Origin of the sequence: Actinophytocola sp., from assembly GCF_050699935.1 — a bacterium.
GTDB lineage: Bacteria > Actinomycetota > Actinomycetes > Mycobacteriales > Pseudonocardiaceae > Actinophytocola.
Window position 1 is genome coordinate 26996 of sequence record NZ_JBOHGB010000032.1, and the last position, 18697, is coordinate 45692.

The 18697-nt window shown below is 71.3% G+C and carries 17 protein-coding genes; 10 read left to right on the forward strand and 7 right to left on the reverse strand.

The window, feature by feature from the left end:
• Positions 1-106: 106 nt before the first annotated feature.
• Positions 107-661 (forward strand): DUF2231 domain-containing protein, encoded by a 555-nt coding sequence (locus ACRDTB_RS13610; RefSeq protein ID WP_431430547.1) that lies wholly within the window; start codon positions 107-109, stop codon positions 659-661.
• Here the strand turns inward: ACRDTB_RS13610 and ACRDTB_RS13615 are convergent.
• From ACRDTB_RS13615 to ACRDTB_RS13630, 4 genes are all read right to left on the reverse strand, one after another.
• The gene (locus tag ACRDTB_RS13615) at positions 654-869 is read right to left on the reverse strand and encodes a DUF5703 family protein (protein WP_431430548.1); all 216 of its coding nucleotides are present in this window, start codon (positions 867-869) and stop codon (positions 654-656) included. The two genes, ACRDTB_RS13610 and ACRDTB_RS13615, sit on opposite strands and share 8 nt — an antisense overlap.
• The gene (locus tag ACRDTB_RS13620) at positions 866-1882 is read right to left on the reverse strand and encodes a YncE family protein (RefSeq protein WP_431430549.1); all 1017 of its coding nucleotides are present in this window, start codon (positions 1880-1882) and stop codon (positions 866-868) included. Before ACRDTB_RS13620 ends, ACRDTB_RS13615 begins: the two co-directional genes overlap by 4 nt.
• A gap of 167 nt (positions 1883-2049) precedes the next feature.
• Positions 2050-2763: a carbonic anhydrase gene (locus tag ACRDTB_RS13625; RefSeq protein ID WP_431430550.1), complete on the reverse strand. Its 714-nt coding sequence runs from the start codon at positions 2761-2763 to the stop codon at positions 2050-2052.
• A gap of 69 nt (positions 2764-2832) precedes the next feature.
• Positions 2833-3810 carry an aldo/keto reductase gene (locus tag ACRDTB_RS13630; RefSeq protein WP_431430551.1) on the reverse strand — a complete coding sequence of 326 codons (978 nt, stop codon included), beginning with the start codon at positions 3808-3810 and terminating at the stop codon, positions 2833-2835.
• Positions 3811-3924: 114 nt separating this feature from the next.
• Here ACRDTB_RS13630 and ACRDTB_RS13635 point away from each other — a divergent pair, with 114 nt between their 5' ends.
• From ACRDTB_RS13635 to ACRDTB_RS13655, 5 genes are all read left to right on the forward strand, one after another.
• Positions 3925-4974, forward strand: a complete 1050-nt coding sequence (locus ACRDTB_RS13635; RefSeq protein ID WP_431430552.1) for an LLM class F420-dependent oxidoreductase — start codon at positions 3925-3927, stop codon at positions 4972-4974.
• A 45-nt stretch (positions 4975-5019) separates the two neighbouring features.
• Positions 5020-5859, forward strand: coding sequence for an undecaprenyl-diphosphate phosphatase (locus ACRDTB_RS13640; RefSeq protein ID WP_431430554.1), 840 nt, complete (start codon positions 5020-5022; stop codon positions 5857-5859).
• A gap of 20 nt (positions 5860-5879) precedes the next feature.
• Positions 5880-6587: a histidine phosphatase family protein gene (locus tag ACRDTB_RS13645; protein ID WP_431430555.1), complete on the forward strand. Its 708-nt coding sequence runs from the start codon at positions 5880-5882 to the stop codon at positions 6585-6587.
• Between the two features lie 121 nt (positions 6588-6708).
• Positions 6709-7341 (forward strand): hypothetical protein, encoded by a 633-nt coding sequence (locus ACRDTB_RS13650; protein ID WP_431430557.1) that lies wholly within the window; start codon positions 6709-6711, stop codon positions 7339-7341.
• A gap of 26 nt (positions 7342-7367) precedes the next feature.
• Entirely contained in the window at positions 7368-7925 is a 558-nt protein-coding gene (locus tag ACRDTB_RS13655) for a hypothetical protein (protein WP_431430559.1), read from the forward strand.
• A 40-nt stretch (positions 7926-7965) separates the two neighbouring features.
• Here ACRDTB_RS13655 and ACRDTB_RS13660 read toward each other — a convergent pair whose 3' ends face one another.
• Entirely contained in the window at positions 7966-11262 is a 3297-nt protein-coding gene (locus ACRDTB_RS13660) for a GH92 family glycosyl hydrolase (RefSeq protein ID WP_431430562.1), read from the reverse strand.
• Positions 11263-11397: 135 nt separating this feature from the next.
• On the opposite strand from ACRDTB_RS13660, the gene ACRDTB_RS13665 reads away from it, so the two are divergent.
• Entirely contained in the window at positions 11398-12249 is an 852-nt protein-coding gene (locus ACRDTB_RS13665) for an SCO6745 family protein (protein ID WP_431430563.1), read from the forward strand.
• 194 nt (positions 12250-12443) lie between these two features.
• On the opposite strand, the gene ACRDTB_RS13670 is transcribed toward ACRDTB_RS13665, so the two are convergent.
• Positions 12444-13754: a M20/M25/M40 family metallo-hydrolase gene (locus tag ACRDTB_RS13670; protein ID WP_431430564.1), complete on the reverse strand. Its 1311-nt coding sequence runs from the start codon at positions 13752-13754 to the stop codon at positions 12444-12446.
• 30 nt (positions 13755-13784) lie between these two features.
• Entirely contained in the window at positions 13785-14612 is an 828-nt protein-coding gene (locus ACRDTB_RS13675) for a M55 family metallopeptidase (protein ID WP_431430565.1), read from the reverse strand.
• Between the two features lie 149 nt (positions 14613-14761).
• Between ACRDTB_RS13675 and ACRDTB_RS13680 the strand changes: the two genes are divergently transcribed.
• The 3 genes from ACRDTB_RS13680 (at position 14762) to ACRDTB_RS13690 (ending at position 18693) form a co-directional block, all read left to right on the forward strand.
• Positions 14762-16603 (forward strand): ABC transporter substrate-binding protein, encoded by a 1842-nt coding sequence (locus ACRDTB_RS13680; protein ID WP_431430566.1) that lies wholly within the window; start codon positions 14762-14764, stop codon positions 16601-16603.
• A gap of 156 nt (positions 16604-16759) precedes the next feature.
• Positions 16760-17761, forward strand: coding sequence for an ABC transporter permease (locus tag ACRDTB_RS13685; RefSeq protein ID WP_431430567.1), 1002 nt, complete (start codon positions 16760-16762; stop codon positions 17759-17761).
• Positions 17758-18693, forward strand: a complete 936-nt coding sequence (locus ACRDTB_RS13690; RefSeq protein WP_431430568.1) for an ABC transporter permease — start codon at positions 17758-17760, stop codon at positions 18691-18693. The genes ACRDTB_RS13685 and ACRDTB_RS13690 overlap by 4 nt, the downstream gene beginning before the upstream one ends.
• The last annotated feature ends 4 nt before the right edge of the window (positions 18694-18697 follow it).

The following is an 18697-nucleotide window of genomic DNA, read 5'->3' on the forward strand; positions in this document are numbered from 1 at the left end:
TCCGAAAGTCGGGTAGTTGAACCTTTTACTGGCGTGCCGCGTAACCACAGTGACGCCGAGCCACCAGAATCAGCACCCGACGTTTCGGACCCCAACCGGAGGAATCGTGCCCGAACTCATCACCGGCCTCCCGCTGCATCCACTTATCGTGCACTTCGTGGTGGTGCTGTTGCCGATCGCCTCGCTCGGCGCGATCCTGACCGCCGTCTGGCCGGCCGTGCGCCGGCGGTTCGGCTGGCTGACCGTCGCGGCCGCCGCGGTCGCGACGGCGCTCGTGCCCGTGGCCACGACGAGCGGCGAGAACCTGGAGACGGGGCTCGGCGGTGGCAACCCGCTCATCGACCGGCACCAGGAGCTGGCCGACATCATGATCTGGTGGGCGCTCGGCCTGACGGTCTCCGTGGCCGCCCTCATGATCGTGCACACCATGAGCGAACGGCAGACGCGTACGCCGGCCGCCCCGGAGATCGACGACGGCGGCGGCTCGGTGGCGACCGAGACCATGACCGCGACCAAGCGCTCGACCGGCCTGACGGTGGCCCTGGTCGTGGCGATGCTCGCGACCGTCGGTCTCTCGATCGGCACCGGCATCCACATCTACCGCGTCGGGGACGCCGGTGCTCGCACGGTGTGGCAGGACGTCGGGGAGAACCTCAAGTAGCCAGCCCGGGCAGGAGGCCGACGGAGCGCCGCCGCTTGAGCAGCACCCGTCGGCTCCCGTCCGAGTAGAGCCGCACGTTGGACAGCTCCCAGCCGTTGAACTCCGCGTGGATGGAAAGCTGTGTGGCCGCTGCGCGCCGCGACACCCCGGGGGGCAGCCGCAACGGCCGGTACTCCCAGTCCCCGTCGATCACCCCGTCTGAACTCATACGGCAATCACCTGAATTCCCTTTCCTGTGGCGGACGCGACGATCACGCGCCCGCTGATCGGGTCCACGGCAACGTTGTTCGGCTGCTCCACGGTGGGGAAGCGGTATTTCTCCTCGGGCTGGCCACCCGCGACGTCGAAGCCGACGACCTCGTTCGTCGCGGTGAGCGTCACCCACGCCAGGTCGCGCTCCGGGTCGTAGGTGAGCGCGTACGGCGCCCCGGGCACCGGGTACCGCTGCCGCATCAGCAGCGGGTCCAGCGAGAACGCCAGCAGCGCGTCGCCCCGGGTGTCGGCGACGAGCACCCGGCCGAACCGGTCGGTCACGGCGTTCGTCGCGCCCTCACCGGCCCGCAGGCCCTCGTCGACCGAGCCGGCGCGCACGTCGAGCTCGAACAACGCGTTGCGCAGCCGGTCGAGGACGACCGCGTCGTCACCGGTCGAGAGCACCTGGTCGGCGCTGTAGAGCCCGCCGCTGATCATCCGGTAGATCCGCTGCCCGCCCAGCACGGCCACGGCCTTGCGGTCGCGCACCGCGACGAGCGTGCGGTCGCCGAGCGAGGCCGCGCTCACCGGCTCGCCGCGGATCGGCGCGGGTGCCGCCTCCCCGTCGGGCAGCGTGATCCGGATCAGCTCGCCGGACGAGCCCGCCGCGGCCAGCAGCGGGCCACCCGGGCGGTCCAGGGTCAGCGCGTCAACCGGGCCGGGCAGCCCGACCCTGGTGGGCTCGGCCAGCCCGCCGGCCTCGTCGATCTGGTAGAGCAGGACGGCCGCCGGCTCGTCGACGGCGACCGCGAGCAGCCGGGTGTCGGCGTCGACGATCATGGATGTCGGCGTGCCGGCCAGCGCGTGCACCGTCCCCGCCGGCTCGGCCGTGGCCGCCGGCGACCGCGCCGCCGTCGCCGCGGTCGGGTTGTCCGACACCATCAACTCGTCGCTGGGCTCACCGGAAGAGCAGGCCGTCCCCACCGCGGCGCAGCACCCGAGCACCACGGCAACCAAGCGACGCAACATCGACCTCCGACACGTACGGCGACCCGAGGGTCGTGGCGCACGATGGTCGGACACCCTGCGTCACGCCGTCGGGACGTTCCCTCCAGCATGCTCCATTACCGGCCCCGACGCTAACCCCTGTTTCGGGTCAGTGTGCCGCGGCACCGGTGACAGCGTGTCATGCCGTGTCAGTGCCGGCGGACGAGCCCGCTGTCCAGGTCGTAGACCGCCGGAATGATCTCCACGCGCGCTTCGTGGATCATGCTCGACCGGCGCGGCAGCTCTTCGGCCACGCCGCTCGCCTGGTTGCGCACGCAGGCGGCGAGGAAGTCCGGCCGAGGGGGTGTGGCGCGCACCGTCGCCTCGATCGCGCGCGCCACGGTACTGACCGAGCCGGTGACCTCGCTCGTGCCATGCACCAGCTCGATCGCCGCGCGTACCGCGCCGCAGCCGGAGTGCCCGAGCACGACGACGGCCCGCACGCCGAGGTGCTCGACGGCGTACTCGACACTGCCCACGACCGCGTCGTCGAGCACCTCGCCGACCGCGCGCACGGCGAACAGGTCGCCGAGGTCCTGGTCGAACAGCAGTTCGGGCGGTACCCGGGAGTCCGCGCAGCCGAGCACGCAGGCGAACGGCTCCTGCCCGCCGACGAGACCGCGGCGGTACGTGGGGTCCTGGCGGGGATGAACGGGGCGGCCGGCGGCGAACCGCGCGTTGCCGGCGACGAGCCGGGACCACGCGTCGCGGCTCGACGGGGAAGCGGCAGGCGGGGAAGCGGCAGGCGGGGAAGCGGCAGGCGGGGAAGCGGCAGGCGGGGGAGAGGCATGCGCGGGAGCGGCGAGCACGCCGGCCGCGGTCGCCGTGCCGAACGCCAGCAGGGTACGGCGGCTGAGGTTCATGCGGACACGATCCCGGCCGGCCTGGGCCGCCGCGAGCCGAGCCGGGCGTGTTCAGCCGAACGGATCGGCTCAGCCGAGCTTGGTCTCCGGGTAGCCGAGCTCGATGTTGCTCACGTCGTCCAGCGCCGCCCGGATCGCGGCCGGCAGCGTCAGCTCCTCGGATACCAGCGAGCCGAGCAGCTGCCCGGTGTCACGCGCGCCGACGACCGCGGACGCCACGCCGGGCCGGTCGCGCACCCAGGCCAGCGCCACCGACAGCGGCGAGGTGGCCAGCCCGTCGGCCGCGGTCACCACGGCCTGCACGATGCGCGCGGCCCGCTCGGTGCGGTGGTAGTCGACGTAGGGCGCGTAGTGGGTGGACGCGCCGCGCGAGTCGGCCGGCGTCGCGGCGCGGTACTTGCCGGTGAGCACCCCGCGGCCGAGCGGCGCCCACGCGAGCAGGCCGATCCCGTGGTGCCCGGCCGCGGGGCCGACCTCGCGCTCGAGGCCCCGCTCCAGCAGCGAGTACTCCATCTGTGTCGACACGATCGGCGCGCCGGCCGGCTTGGTCCGCTGGAGCTGCGCGGCCGTCGCGAGCTGCCAGCCGGCGTAGTTCGACACCCCGGCGTAGCGGACCTTGCCGCTCGACACCGCCGCGTCGACGGCCGACAGCGTCTCCTCGATGTGCACCGCGACGTCCCAGGCGTGCAGCTGCCACAGGTCGATGTGGTCCACCCGCAGCCGGCGCAGCGACCCCTCGAGCGCGGTGAGCAGCGCGCCGCGGGACGCGCCGCCGCCGAACGGGCCCTCGTCGCGCCGGGCGACCGCCTTCGTGGCGAGCACGATGTCCTGCCGGGGGACGAGATCGTCGAGCAGCGTGCCCAGGATCCGCTCCGCCTCGCCGTCGTTGCAGACGTCCGCGGTGTCCACGAGCGTGCCGCCCAGGTCGGCGAACGCGACGAGCTGGCTGGCGGCCTCGTCGGCGTCGGTGTCCTGGCCCCAGGTCATCGTGCCCAGGCCGATCCTGGACACCCGCAGCCCGCTGTGCCCGAGGTGTCTCTGCTCCACCGGGGAAGCCTAAGCGGACGACCCCGTTGTCGCTGGCAGGCTCCCCGCAACGGGTGGCGGACGGGTGGCAACCGACACAGTCGGCACCGACCGAGGCGTCGGTATGGTCGGCGAATGCGACTCGGACTGAACCTCGGCTACTGGGGTGCCGGCAACGACGCGAACAACCTCGAGCTGGCGAAGGAGGCCGACCGGCTCGGGTTCTCGGTCGCGTGGGCCGCGGAGGCCTACGGCTCCGACGTGCCGACGGTGCTCGCGTGGGTCGCGGCGCACACCGAACGGATCGACGTCGGCAGCGCGATCCTGCAGATCCCCGCACGCCAGCCGACGATGGCGGCGATGACCGCGGCGACGCTCGACACGCTCTCCGGCGGCCGGTTCCGGCTCGGCCTCGGCGTGTCCGGGCCGCAGGTGTCCGAGGGCTGGTACGGAGTCAAGTTCGACCGGCCGCTGGCCCGCACCCGCGAGTACGTCGACATCGTGCGCCTGGCGCTGCGCCGCGAGCGGGTCACCTTCGAGGGCAAGCACTTCACGCTGCCGCTGCCCGACGGTCCGGGCAAGCCGCTGAAGCTGATCGTGCACCCGGTCCGCGAGGAGATCCCGGTCTACCTGGCCTCGATCGGCCCGAAGAACCTCGAGCTGACCGGTGAGGTCGCGGACGGCTGGCTCGCGATCTTCTACTCGCCCGAGTACGCCCGCGAGTCGCTCGAGCTCATTCGGCAGGGCCGGGAGAAGGCCGGCAAGACCATGGCCGGCTTCGACGTCGTGCCCACCTCGCCCCTGGTCGTCGGCGACGACTGGCAGACCGCGGCCGATCTCGTCCGGCACTACGCGGCGCTGTACGTGGGCGGCATGGGCAGCCGCGAGCAGAACTTCTACAACAACCTCGCGTGCCGGATGGGCTACGAGGCGGAGGCGGCGGAGATCCAGAACCGGTACCTGGAGAAGGACTACGCGGGGGCCGCGGCGGCGGTCCCGCTGGGCTTCGTGGACGCGACGTCGCTGCTCGGACCGCGGGAGCGGATCGCGGAGCGGATGCAGGCGCTCGCCGAGTCGGGGGTCACCACACTGACCGTCACCCCCGTACTGCAAGATCTCGAGCAGAGCGTCGCGGCGCTGCGGGTCGCGGTGGACGCTCTGGACAAGGCTGGCGTCGGCGACTGACCGGGTGGTGGGCCCGGTTCGCCGACCTGATGGCGAGGACGGTTCTTGACTACCACGATCAGTGTCCTTGACTCGGTCATTCTCGGCGTCGTCGAGGGCCTGACGGAGTTCCTGCCGGTCTCCTCGACCGGCCACCTGAAGATCGCCGAGGGCTTCCTCGACATCCCGGTGGACGACCCGGCCGTCGTCGGCTTCACCGCGGTGATCCAGGTGGGCGCGATCGCCGCGGTGCTGGTGTTCTTCTTCAGCGACATCGTGCGGCTCGCGCGGGCGTGGGGGCACGGTCTCGCGAACCCGGCCGCCCGCACCGAGCACGACTACAAGTTCGCGTGGTGGATCATCTACGCCACGATCCCGATCGTCCTCGTCGGCGTCCTCGCCCAGGACCTGATCAAGGGCCCGCTCGCGTCGTTGTGGATCGTGGCGGGCTCGCTGATCGTCGGCAGCGGGGTCATGTGGCTCGCGGAGAAGAAGGGCACGCAGCGGCGCGGCGAGAAGGAGGTCACGATCACCGACGCGATGCTCGTCGGCTCGTCGCAGATCCTCGCCATGCTGTTCCCCGGCTTCTCCCGGTCCGGCGCGACGATCTCCACCTCGCTGCTGCTCGGCCTGGACCGGGTCACCGCGACGCGGCTGTCGTTCTTCCTGTCGATCCCGGCGCTGACCGGCGCGGGGATCTACGAGCTCGGGGACGCGCTCGGCACGGGCGTGGGAGCGGTGCCGCTGATCGTCGGCACGGCGGTGTCCTTCGTGGTCGCGTACGCCTCCGTGGCGTGGCTGCTGCGGTTCGTGGCGCGGCACAGCATCAACGGGTTCGGCGTCTACCGGGTGTTCGTCGGCGTGGCGCTGTTCGGTCTGCTGGCCGGCGGCGTCCTCGAAGCCTGACCGCCACGTAAGGTCGTGGTGTGGCCATCGTCGTACTGCTCCGGCACGCCCGCTCCAGCGCCAACGGATCGGGCGTCCTCGCCGGACGGTCGCCGGGCGTCGAGCTCGACGCCACCGGGCGCACGCAGGCGGCCGCGCTGGTGAACCGGCTCGCGCAGGTGCCCCTCGCGGGCATCGTCTGCTCGCCGCTGCTGCGCTGCCAGCAGACCGTCGAGCCGCTCGCTCGCGCGCGGGGGCTCGACCCGGTCACCGAGGACTCGCTGTCCGAAGTGGACTATGGGGACTGGACGGGGCGGGAGCTCAAGACCCTGGTCAAGGAGAAGCTGTGGTCGGTGGTGCAGCAGCACCCTTCGGCCGCCGTGTTCCCCGCCGGCGAGGGGCTGGCGAACGTGCAGACGCGGGCGGTGGGCGCGGTGCGCGCGTACGACGCCCGGATCGCCGCCGAGCACGGCCCGCGCGCGGTGTGGTTGCTGTGCAGCCACGGCGACGTGCTCAAGGCCATCATCGCCGACGCGCTCGGCCAGCACCTGGACTCGTTCCAGCGGATCGTGGTCAACCCCGCGTCGGTGTCGGCGATCCACTACACCGAGACCCGCCCGTTCGTGCTCCGGCTGAACGACAACGGCGGTGAGCTGGCGAGTATCGTGCCGCCCGAGCCGGAGTCCGAGGGGGACGAGCCGCCGGCCGGGGACGCCGTCCCTGGGGGACCGACCGGTCGCTCGGCATGATCGTCGACATCTCCCGACGACACCCGTCACGATCTGGGTGAAACCGGCGAGTTCTGACCGACGATTGTGCCAGTATGCGGGCACCATTTCGCTCCGCCGTGGCGGACTACGAGGAGTTTTCATGACACAGCCATACGGCCAGCAGCCTGGCGGGAACTACCCGGGCAGTGGCGGGTTCCAGCAGCCAGGCGGCTATCCGGACAGTGGGGGAATGCAGCCGGGTGGCGGTGGGCTCCCGCAGGCCCCCCAGGCGCCGGGCTACCAGCCGGGCTACCAGCAGGGCTACGGCGGCATGCCCCAGGCGCCGCAGGAGTACAGCGGCGGGCCGGTCGCCCGCCCGGGCGTCGTGACCGGCGCGGCGGTGCTCGCCTACATCCAGGCCGGCATCACCACGATCACCACGATCCTGGTGTGGATCGGCGTGGCCAACCTCGAGGGCGGCGAGCTCGCGCTGCAGGCGATCGTCGCGCTCGCGCAGACCATCGGCATCGTGCTGCTCATCTGGGGTGGCGTGCAGATCATGGGCGGCAAGGGACGGACCATGCTGGTCGCCGGTGCCGCCCTCGAGCTCGCGATCTGTCTCGTCTGGCTGATCCGGTTCGGTGCCACCGACTCGGGTGGGATCGACTTCGTGGAGGACGTGAAGGCCGTCGCCATCGGCTCCGCGATCTTCTTCGCGATCATGCCGGTGATCATCATGGTGATGGCCCTGGGCGCCCACGTCACCCAGTTCCTGCAGTCCCGCCGCGGCTGACGTCCGCGGTATGTAACGGAGAGCTCATGACCCATCCAGACAACCAGCCCGGCGGCAGCCACCCGGGCGGCGGTGGGCCGCCACCCGCGCCGGGCTACCAGCAGGGCTACGGCGGCATGCCCCAGGCGCCGCAGGAATACGGCGGCGGGCCCGTCGCCCGACCCGGCAACACGACCGCCACCGCGGTGCTGGCCTTCGTCCAGGCCGGCGTCACGCTGATCACCACCGGCATCCTGATGATCGGCCTCGCCGCGATCGAGAACGTGGCCGACGACCTCGAGACGAGCGCGGGTGGCGTGGACATCGGCGCCGGTCTCGCTGAGGCGTGGATCGTCTCGATCGTGCAGCTGGTCGGCGTCGGCCTGCTCGTCTACGCCGGCGTGAAGGTGCTGTCGGGCACGGCGGGCCCGCTGCTCGTGATCGCGACCGGCCTGCAGCTCGTGCTGTGCGTGTACTGGCTGATCCGGGGAGCCGACCCGATCGTGCCGGTCCTGCTGGCCGTGATGCCGATCGTCGCGCTGATCCTGTCGTTCGGCGCGGCCAACAAGGATTACGTCCGGTTCCGCACCACGGGCCGGACCTAGGGGGCACGTCTGACGGATCGTGGTCCCCCGGACAGCACACCTAGCGGGCGAGCAGCTCCAGCTGGGCGAGGCTGACCGTCGGGGCGCCCGTGTTCTCCGTGATGTCCAGTCGGTAGTGGACGTACGGGCCTGGGTCGGCCACGGCGAACGCTCTCGTCTGGCGGCGCCACGGGAATGTCTCCCGGCTCCGCTCGTCCAGCACGACCCAGTTCGAGCCGTCGATCGACCCGCGCAGTGTCCAGCTGCGCGGGTCGTCCCGGCGGGTGCTCGAGGTCAGCGTGTAGAACCGCACCGTCACGGGATCCACCGTGGTCCGGTAGCTGATCCACGCGGTCGGCGTGTTGAACACCACCTGCGTACGGCTCGTGTCGTCGAAGAGCGGGGCCACGTTCACGCCGTCGCTGCCCTCGCCGAAGCCCGCGTCGGTGATGTCGTGCATGGGCCGCGGCAGCGTGTCCGCCGCCGTGATCGACGGGGGCAGCGCGTCCGGCCCGCAACCCCAGCCGCTCGGCGCGGGGCCCATCTGGAAGTCGAGCACTGCGCCGTTGGCGAGCAGCTCGTGCGGCAGGTATGCCTTGTCGTAGGACACGCCGTTGACCCGCAGGCTCTGCACGTACACGTTGGCCGGGTCGTTGTTCGGCGCGTTGACCACGATCTCCGCGCCGCCCCCGAGCTTCACGGTGGCCTTGCGGAACAGCGGTGAGCCGATCACGTACTCGGCGCTGCCGACCCGCAGCGGGTAGAAGCCGAGCGCGCTGAACAACCACCACGCGGACATCTCGCCGTTGTCCTCGTCGCCGTAGTAGCCCTGGCCGATCTCGCTGCCGGCGTAGAGCCGGGCCAGCACGTCGCGCACCTTCTCCTGGGTGCGCCACAGGGCGCCGGCGTAGGCGTACATGTACGGAATGTGGTGCGAGGGCTGGTTGCTGTGCCCGTACTGTCCCATCCGCACGTCGCGTGCCTCGGCCATCTCGTGGATCGGCCGCCAGTACCTCCCGCGGGCCCGGCCGGTCTCCGGCGTCGCGAAGAACTCGTCCAGCTTCGCCGCGAGCGCGTGCCGGCCGCCGTGCAGGCCGGCGAGCCCGGCACCGTCGTGCGGCACGCTGAACGCGGTGTTCCACGCGTTGGTCTCCACGTAGTCGCCACCCCACGCGCGCGGGTCGAACTGGTTGGCGCCGTACCGGAAGCGGCCGTTGTCCCGCCGTCCCTGGAAGAACCCGGTGTCCGGGTCGAACGAGTGGACGTAGTGCAGTGCCCGGTCGAGGAAGTACTCGTGGTTGTCCTTGTCACCGAGCATCGCCGCGAGGTTCGCGATCCCGAAGTCGTTGAGGCAGCCCTCGAGCGTCCAGGACAGGCCGTAATCGGTGGAGGTCGGCGTGTACCCGATGAAGATCGACCGCTCGAGCCCCTTGCGGCCCACCGCGGCATCGGGCGGGGCGACCGTCGCGTTGTGCAGCGCGGCCTCGTAGGCGGCCTGGATGTCGAAGCCGCGCACGCCCTTGAGGTAGGCGTCGGCGAACGCCACGTCGGAGCTGGTGCCGGTCATCAGGTCGGCGTGACCGGGGGAGGACCAGCGCGCGATCCACCCGCTGTCCGCGTACTGCCGCACGAACCCGGCGACCAACTCTCCACAGTGGACAGGATCGAGCAGCGCATAGGCGGGCCACGTGGTGCGGTAGGTGTCCCAGAACCCGTTGTTCACGTACGCCTTGCCGGACACGACCGCGGCACCGGTCTGCGTGGGCGTGTTCTTCCTGGCCGGCTTCGTGAACGGGCTCGCGTAGGCCGGCGCCGGCGCCTCGGCCGTGCCGGTGTTCTCGTGGATGCGGTTCGGGTAGAGGTGCAGCCGGTAGAGGTTGGAGTACAGCGTGACGAGCTGGTCCTCGCTGGCGCCCTCGACCTCGATGTGCCCGAGCCGCTCGTCCCACGCCCGCGCCGCGCGCTCGCGCACGGTCTCGAACGTGTCGTCGTCGGAGATCTCCAGCCACAGGTTGCGCTTGGCCTGGGCCGCACTGATGAACGAGGTGGCGATGCGCATCGTCACCGTGGTCTCGCCGGCCGGGTCGGGCTCGAACCGCAGGTAGCCGGTGACCCTGCGGGTGAAGAACCACCGCCACAGGTGCCCGCCGCCCACGATCGCGCGGTCGAACGTGGCATGGAAGAACATCCGGGTCGCGCCGACAGAAAGTCCACTTCGGACATCCGAGTAGCCGGACACGGCGCCGCCGACCGGATCCAGGACGAGCCGGCCCTGCCGGCCGATGTTGTCGAAGATCAGGTTGGCGTCCTCGCCGGGAAAGGTGAACCGCAGCAGCGCCGCGTGGTCGGTGGGCACGATGTCGGCGCGGATGCCGTTGGTGAACCGGACGCCGTAGTGGTGCGGGCGGGCGATCTCGTTGTGGTGCCGGAAGGTCAGCGCCCGCGCGCGGCGGCCGGCGCGGGGCTTGCCGGTGGTGGCCGAGGGAAGCACCTGAAAGGTCTGCCGGTCACCCATCCACGGGCTCGGCTGGTGGCTGACCGACAACGCCCGCAGGGACGGCAGGTTCTTGTCGTCGTTGTGCCGCTGGTAGGTGTAGATCCAGTCCTTGGCGCCGGCGTCGGTGACCGGGGTCCAGAAGTTGAACCCGTGCGGCACCGAGGTCGCCGGGAACGTGTTGCCGCGCGAGTAGGCCTTGGTGGAGTTGGTGCCGCGGGTGGTGAGCACGTGATCGACCGGGCGGCGCGGCTCGGGCCTGGGTTGGTCGACGATCCTGATGTCGTCGACCCAGCCGGCGAACTCGGCGGGCCCGGCCGGGTTGTCGTAGCCGAGCAGCACCTTGACGACGACCTTGCCCTCGGCGACCCCGCCGATCCGCACGGCCCGCCTGTTCCACTGCCCGGGCGCGAGCGCCCGCGACTCGCCCTGCGCACGGGGGTTCCAGCCGAAGCCGAGCTGGTCGGTGAGACCGAGCTCGGAGAGCCGGGTGCCGTCGTCGAAGGCGAGGTCGACCACGAGGTACGTGCTCGGGTAGCGCAGGTCGTCGCCGAGCAGCTCGGGGAAGATCACGTAGGACAGCTCGGTGTCGCGCGCGACGAGCATGTCGACGAGGAACAGCTTGTTCACAACGCTCGCGGTGCCGCGGGCGGCGTGCGTGCCCTGGTAACGCAGCGCGCGCGTGCCGGTGAACCCGACCCCGGGCTTCGCGGCGTACGGCTTGCCGGGGCCGCCGCCCTCGCGAGTGCTCATGGTCGCGCCGGACACGCGGGGTGCGCCCTTGTCGTCGATGTCGGCGACGTCGATCCAGGTCAGCGGCGGGTCGGTGTTCTCGAACGAGGAGAAGAAACCCCGAGCACTCATCCGCGACGCTCCTCACACCCTCGACCGGCCGCCGGTGGCGCATGATCTCAGTGCGGTGGCCGGGAACGTTCGCCGGGTCTCTCGACGGCCCACCAACATTCCCGGCCACCGCACCAGACACCCGAGGAGGTACCCATGCACCCCGCCCGCCGTCTGTGGACGGCTCTGGAACCGATACACGGCGTGGTCTACTTCGCGCCCGGCGTCCGCGACGCCGGGGTCGAGATCGGGTTGCGCGGTTACTGGATGACCTACTTCGCGTTCCGCGCCGCACCGCTGGGACCGGTCGGCCCCGGTGTGGTGGTCGCCGCGTTCGCCGGGTTCGAGCCGTCGATGGTCTTCAAGGCGTTGCCGGACGCGTGGTCGCGGGCCGAGCCGGCGGCGTGCCTGGCCGCCCGGTCCGCGGTGTCGACCGCCGCGTTGCGCATGGCCGGGGTGGACGAGGCGGCGTTGGCGGACGTCGTGTCGTCGCTGGCGCCGGTGGCCGCCTCGATGGACCCGACCGGCCGCGCGCTGTACGCGGCGAACGCGGAGCTGCCGCTGCCGGACGACCCGGTGGCGGCGGTGTGGCAACTCGCCACGACGCTGCGCGAGCACCGCGGCGACGGGCACGTGGCGGCGCTGCTGGCGGCCGGCGTCACCGGGCTCGAGGCGCTCGTGCTGCAGGTCGGTGCGGGCAGGTTCCCGGCCGAGCTCATGCGGTCCGTGCGGGGCTGGCCGGTGGCGGAGTGGGACGCGGCCGCCCGCGCGCTGCGGGGGCGAGGCATGCTGGCCGAGGACGGCACGCTGACCGCGTGGGGGGCGGAGTTCCTCGATGCGATCGAGGAGCGGACCGACGAGCGGGCGTGGACCGGCGGGCTGGCGGGGCTGGGCGAGGACGCCGTCGAGCGGGTGCTGGCCGCGCTGCGGCCATCGGTGGACTCGTTGTGGCGCTCGGGCATGCTGCCGGAGGTCAACCCGACCGGCCTGCCCGCGACACGTGTGTGACGAGCCACTGATCCGAACCGTCCGAAGTGGACGTGTCGGGACGGGTTGTCCTGTGCTCAACCGGACCCGAGCGAGAAGCCGCGTGCTGGGGGAGAGTTCGCGTCGTCGGCGAAGCGCGTGTCGAGCTGGTGATCGAGGTGATGTCGCCCGGATCGGTGCGTACCGTCAACATGGCCCTGACTCCCTGACCGGCGTCAGACCGTGGACAGGAAGCGGTCGAGGACGTCGGTGCCGAAGCGCAGGCCCGCCACCGGGACGCGTTCGTCCACGCCATGGGCCATCAGCCGGTGGTCGAAGTCCTCCGGTAGCCACAGGGGCGCGAACCCGTAGCAGTCGATGCCCAGTGCCGCGAAGGCCTTCGCGTCGGTGCCGCCGCCCATGCAGAACGGGACCACGACGGCACCGGGGTCCTCGGCCTCGAGCGCGGCGGTCATCGCGGCGAACCACGGGGAGTCGACCGGCGCCTGCACCGGCGGCTGGTTCACCAGGAGCTCGCGGGTGACCTCCCGGCCGAGCAGCCGGTCCACCTCGGCGAGCAGCTCGTCCTGGGTGCCCGGCAGGACCCGGGTGTCCACCTGGGCCTGCGCGACACCCGGGATGACGTTCACCTTGTGGCCGGCGTCCAGCACGGTCGGCGTCGTGCTGTTGCGCACGGTGTTCTCCGCGATCTTCGCCGCGGGGCCGAAGCGGCGCAGCGTCTCCTCGACCGCCTCGTCCGACGACAGGTCGACCTCGGCCCCGAGCGCCGCGCCGGCCCGCTCGAAGAACGCACGGACCGCGGGGGTCAGCACGACCGGCCAGCGGTGCTCGGAGAGCCGCTGTACGGCGGCGAGCAGCTTGCGCACGGCGTTGTCGTCGTTGCGCCGCGAGCCGTGCCCGGCCCGCCCGTTGGCGGTCAGCCTCAGGTGCGCGGTACCGCGCTCGGCGGTCGCCACCGGGTAGAGGCGCACCGGCTCGCCGCCCGCCGACGACGCGCGGACCGTGTACCCGCCGGACTCGCCGATGGCCGCGGCGACGCCGTCGAACAGCGAGCGGTGCTCGGCCACGAGCCAGTGGGCGCCCCAGTCGCCGCGGTCCTCCTCGTCGGCCACGAACGCGAGCACGATGTCCCGGCGCGGCCCGCGGCCCTGTGTGGCCCACCGGTGCAGCACGGTCAGCACGGTGGCGCACATGTCCTTCATGTCCACCGCGCCGCGGCCCCACACGAACCCGTCGCGGATCTCGCCCGCGAACGGCGGCACCGTCCACTCGGCCGGGTCGGCGGGCACCACGTCGAGGTGGGCGTGCACGAGCAGCGGCGGCAGCGACGGGTCGGACCCGGCCACGCGGGCGACCACGTTGCTGCGCCGTGGCGAGCGCTCCAGCAGCGCCGGCCGCAGTCCGGCCGCGGCCAGGTGCGACGCGATGAACTCGGCCGCCTCACGCTCCCCTTCGGACTCGCCGCCCCCGAGGTTGGTCGTGTCGAACCTGATCAGCTGCGCACACAGGTCCTCAACGGAATCCATGCTCACTCCGGCAAGCTCCGCTCGGTCGGCTCACCCATAGCTGCCCTCCACGGCACCGCTCGCGATGGCGGTGACCACCTTGAACGCCTTCATCGCGTCGGTCATCGACGCGGCGTCGAAGCCGACGCGCCGGACGTCCAGCTGGTCCACCGTCGGCACCACCGCGGCGGCCGCGGCCAGGTGCGCCGCGCCGAACTCGACCTCTATCCGGTGTCCGGCGACCGCGCCGGCGAAACGTCCGGCGCGGGCCATCGCCCGCCGCGCCGCGTCGGTGATCATCGTGGCGGTGACCGCGGGCGGCGTGCAGATCGCGGCGTAGCGGCTGACGCACTCCTTCACCGCGACCGTCCCCGCATCCGGGTCGTACTCGGCGGCGTCCGCGCAGGTCAGATCGTCGCCGGTGACCAGGAGGACCGGCACGCCGTGCTCGGCGGCGAGCGCGGAGTTGAGCCGGCCCTCGCTCGCCCGCACGCCGTCCAGCCACACGCCGGTGATCTGGTTCGGCAGGTACGTGTGGGAGAGCACGCCGTCGAGCCCGGCGGCGGCGTGGTAGCCGAGGAAGACGACGCCGTCGACCCCGGAGTCGATGCCCTGCATCATGGACAGCGGCTTGTGCCGGCCGGTGAGCATGCGCGCCCGCCCGTCGAGCTCCTCGAGCAGGACGTTGCGCTGCGACGAGTGCGCCTCGTTCACCAGCACGTCGGACGCACCGCCCGCGAACAGGCCCTCGACGCACGCGTTGACGTCCCTGGTGAACATCTTCCGGAACCGCTGCCACGGCTCGGTGCCCGCCTCGACGTCGGCGGTCCAGGTGACGCCCGTGGCGCCTTCCATGTCGGCTGAGATCATGATCCGCACGGGCCCCACGTTACGTCTTGGTACCCGTCTCGATGTCGCGGCCGACACAGATTGACTTTTTCGGCCCGTAGGTGGTTACTTCCTCTCAACTATAGGAAGAGGTGATCATCGTGAGATCGAGGCGTGTCGGACTCGGTATCACACTTCTCGTGTCCGCCCTGGTCACGGTGCCCCTGGGGGCCCCGGCCAGCGCGGCAACCGCGCCGGAGCGGGAAGCTGCGGCCCAGCAGCCCAAGATCCTCAAGGTCGGCGTGACCCAGGAGATCGACTCGCTCAACCCGTTCATCAGCATCACGCGAACGGGAACGGACATCCTGCGCACCGCCTTCGACTACCTCACCGTCTACAGCCAGAAGGACCAGAAGCCACAGCCGAGCCTCGCGGAGAGCTGGGAGACCTCCGACGACAAGCTCACCTGGACCTTCCACATGCGCAAGGACGTGAAGTGGTCCGACGGTGAGCCGCTGACCGCGAAGGACCCGGCGTTCACGTTCAACCAGATGTTGACCGACGAGGCCGCGGCGACCGCCAACGGCAGCTACGTCTCGCAGTGGGAGTCGGTGGAGGCGACCGACGACTACACCCTGGTGATCAAGACCAAGGTGCCGCAGGCGACGATGCTCGCTCTGGACATCCCGATCGTGCCCGAGCACATCTGGTCGAAGATGTCCGACATCGGCGCCGAGCCGGAGTTCCCGATGGTGGGCAGCGGGCCCTACACCGTGACGGAGTTCAAAGAGGCCCAGTTCGTCAAGATGAAGGCCAACGAGAACTACTGGCGCGGCCCGCCGATGGTCGACGAGGTGCACTTCATCTACTACCGCAACTCCGACGCCGCGGTCACCGCGCTGCAGAGCGGCCAGGTCGATCTGGTGAACCGGCTCAGCCCGACACAGTTCGACGCGCTCAAGGGCAACCCGGACATCGCGCTCAACAACGCCAAGAACCGGCGGTTCAACGAGATCCTGATCAACCCCGGTGCGGCCACCAACGACGGCAAGCCGATCGGCAACGGCAACCCGGCCCTCAAGGACATCAAGCTGCGCGAGGCCATCGCCACCGCCATCGACTCCAAGACGCTGGTGGACAAGGTGTGGGGCGGCTACGCCGAGGAGGCCAAGGGCTACGTCCCGCCGGTCTTCACCGACTACGCGTGGTCGCCACCGGATGACATCAAGCGCGAGTTCGACCTCGACGAGGCGAACCGGATGCTCGACGAGGCCGGCTACCGGAAGGGCCCGGACGGTGTCCGGCTGGACAAGCAGGGCAAGCCGCTCAACCTGCGGTTGCTCGCGCACGCCGAGAGCGTCGTCGACGAGAACGCCGGGCCGTTCATCGTGGGCTGGCTCAAGGACATCGGCCTCAACGTGACCTTGCAGCCGCGATCGGACGACCAGGTCAACCAGGACACCACCCGCGGCGAGTTCGACCTCGCGTTCTCCGGCTGGAACGCCAACCCGGACCCGGACTACGTGCTGTCGCTGCAGACCTGTGCCAACCGGCCGAACGCGCAGGGCGAGGGCGGCACGCCGGACTCGTTCCTGTGCGACAAGGAGTACGACGACCTCTACGCCCAGCAGCTGCAGGAGTTCGACCCCGCCAAGCGGGCCGACATCGTCAAGCAGATGCAGCAGGTGCTCTACGAGCGGGCCACCCTGGTGATCTTCGGCTACGACAACGCACTGGAGGCCTACCGCAAGGCCGCCTTCGAGGGCTTTCCGCTGCAGCCCGCCGACGGCGGCGTGATCATGAACCAGCAGGGCTACTGGGGCTACTACGGCGCCACGCCCAATGGTGAGGGTCCGGTGCCGGCGTTCGACGAGAACGGCCGGATGACCACGTCCGGCGCCGGCACCAGCGAGGCGGCGGCCGACTCCGGTAGCAGCACCGGGCTGATCCTCGGCATCGTCGGCGGCGTCGTGGTGATCCTGCTCGTCGGTGGCCTGCTGTTCGCACGCAGCCGGCGGCAGACCGCCGAAGACCGCGAGTAGAGCCCGTCTCGTGGATCATCATCTGCGGTCTCGTGCCGACCACGGACCAACGCAACCTCAGGGGAACGTGACGCAACCCAGCCACAAGCACGTGACCAAGCCGAACCCTTCGGTCCCCAGCGTGACCACGGGGGAAATTTCCGGGGAGGCGGACTAGTGGAGGCACTCGCGGAGGCTCCGCCACCCACCCGTGGTGGCGGAGCCATCCGCTACGTGCTTACCAAGATCGGTGGCGGCCTGATCAGCCTCGCACTGGTGATCGTGCTGGGGTTCCTGCTGTTCCGGGTGCTGCCCGGGGACGTCGTGCAGACGATGTTCCGCGGGCGGCCCGCCACCCCGGAGGCGATGGCGGACCTCAAGCGGCAGCTCGGCCTCGACGATCCGCTGTACCAGCAGTTCGGGACCTACGTCTGGAACCTGCTGCACGGCGATCTCGGCGAGTCGTACGTGTTCCGGGTGCCGGTCACCCAGAAGATCGGCGAGCGGCTCGGGCCGACGCTGCTGCTCGTCGGCGTCGCCACGCTGATCGCCGTGGCGCTCGGGCTGTGGCTGGGCACCCGGTCGGCGTGGCAGCGGGGCAGCCGGTTCGACCGCGTCTCCACCGGTGTCGCGCTGGCGCTGTGGTCCACGCCGACGTTCTGGCTCGGCATGCTGCTGCTCGGCGCGACCAGCGGGCTGTTCCCGACCGCCGGGATCGTCGACTCCGACACGCCGCCGGACTTCCTGTCGCAGGCGGTCGACATCGCCCACCACATGGTGCTGCCCACGATCACCCTGGTCGCGGTGATCTACGCGCAGTACCAGCTCGTCATGCGCTCCTCGCTGCTGGAGGAGATGGGAGCGGACTACCTCACCACGGCCCGCGCCAAGGGCCTGCGCGACGACCTGGTCCGCCGCCGGCACGCGGTGCCCAACGCGCTGCTGCCGACGGTCACGCTCGTGTTCCTGCACCTCGGGTTCGTGATCGCCGGCGCAGTCACGGTGGAGACCGTGTTCTCCTGGCCCGGGCTGGGTTTGCTCACCTACGACGCGTTGAGCAGGCGCGACCTGCCGCTGCTGCAGGGCACGTTCATCGTGCTGGCGGGCGCGGTGATCGCCATGAACGTGCTCGCGGATGTCCTGTACCGCGTCCTCGACCCACGGGTGCGTGCGTCATGACCGCGCCGACCGAGCCGGCCACGACCGCGCCGGCCACGCCGAGCGCCCGCACGCTCGCGTGGCGGCGCCGCGGTGCCGCGTTCGCCGCCGGGTGGCGCGAGTTCGCCAAGCAGCGCACCGGGCTGGCCGGCCTCGGCCTGCTCGTGTTGATCGTGCTGCTCGCGATCCTCGCGCCGGTGCTGACCGACCGGGAGGGCCTGGACGTCACGGAGGCGACCGGCGGCCGGCTGGAGCCGCCGAGCTCGGAGTTCTGGCTGGGCACCGACCGGCCGGGCCGCTCGGTGCTGCTGCTGACCCTGTGGGGCGCCCGCGTCTCGCTGACCGTCGGCTTCGTGGCGACGCTGCTGTCGATCGCGATCGGCACGATCATCGGGATCCTCGCCGCGCACTACGGCCGGTGGGTGTCGGCCACGCTGATGCGTGTCACCGACTTCTTCCTCGTGCTCCCGGCCCTCGTGCTGGCGATCGCGCTGTCCACGGTGCTGGAGCGGGGGATGGGCACGATCATCCTGGCGATCGGGCTGACGTCGTGGCCGTCGGCGGCCCGGCTGGTGCGTGCGCAGACGCTGACCATCGAGGCGCGGCCGTACATCGAGCGGTCCAGGGCGCTCGGCGGCGGCCACCTGCACGTGATCACCAAGCACGTGCTGCCGGCGGTGCTGCCGCTGGTGTTCGTCAACACCACGCTCGCGGTGGGCAGCGCGATCGTGGCGGAGTCGACGCTGTCGTTCCTCGGCCTCGGCGACCCCGACCCGATGCGGCCGTCGTGGGGGTCCATGCTTCGCTCGGCGTGGCTGGACAGCGCGGTCATCGCGGGCGCCTGGTGGTACCTGCTGCCGCCGGGCATCGCGATCGGCATCGTGGTGCTGGCCTTCACCATGTGCGGGCGGGCGCTGGAGGGCGTGCTGAACCCACGGCTGCGGGAGGGCTGAGCGG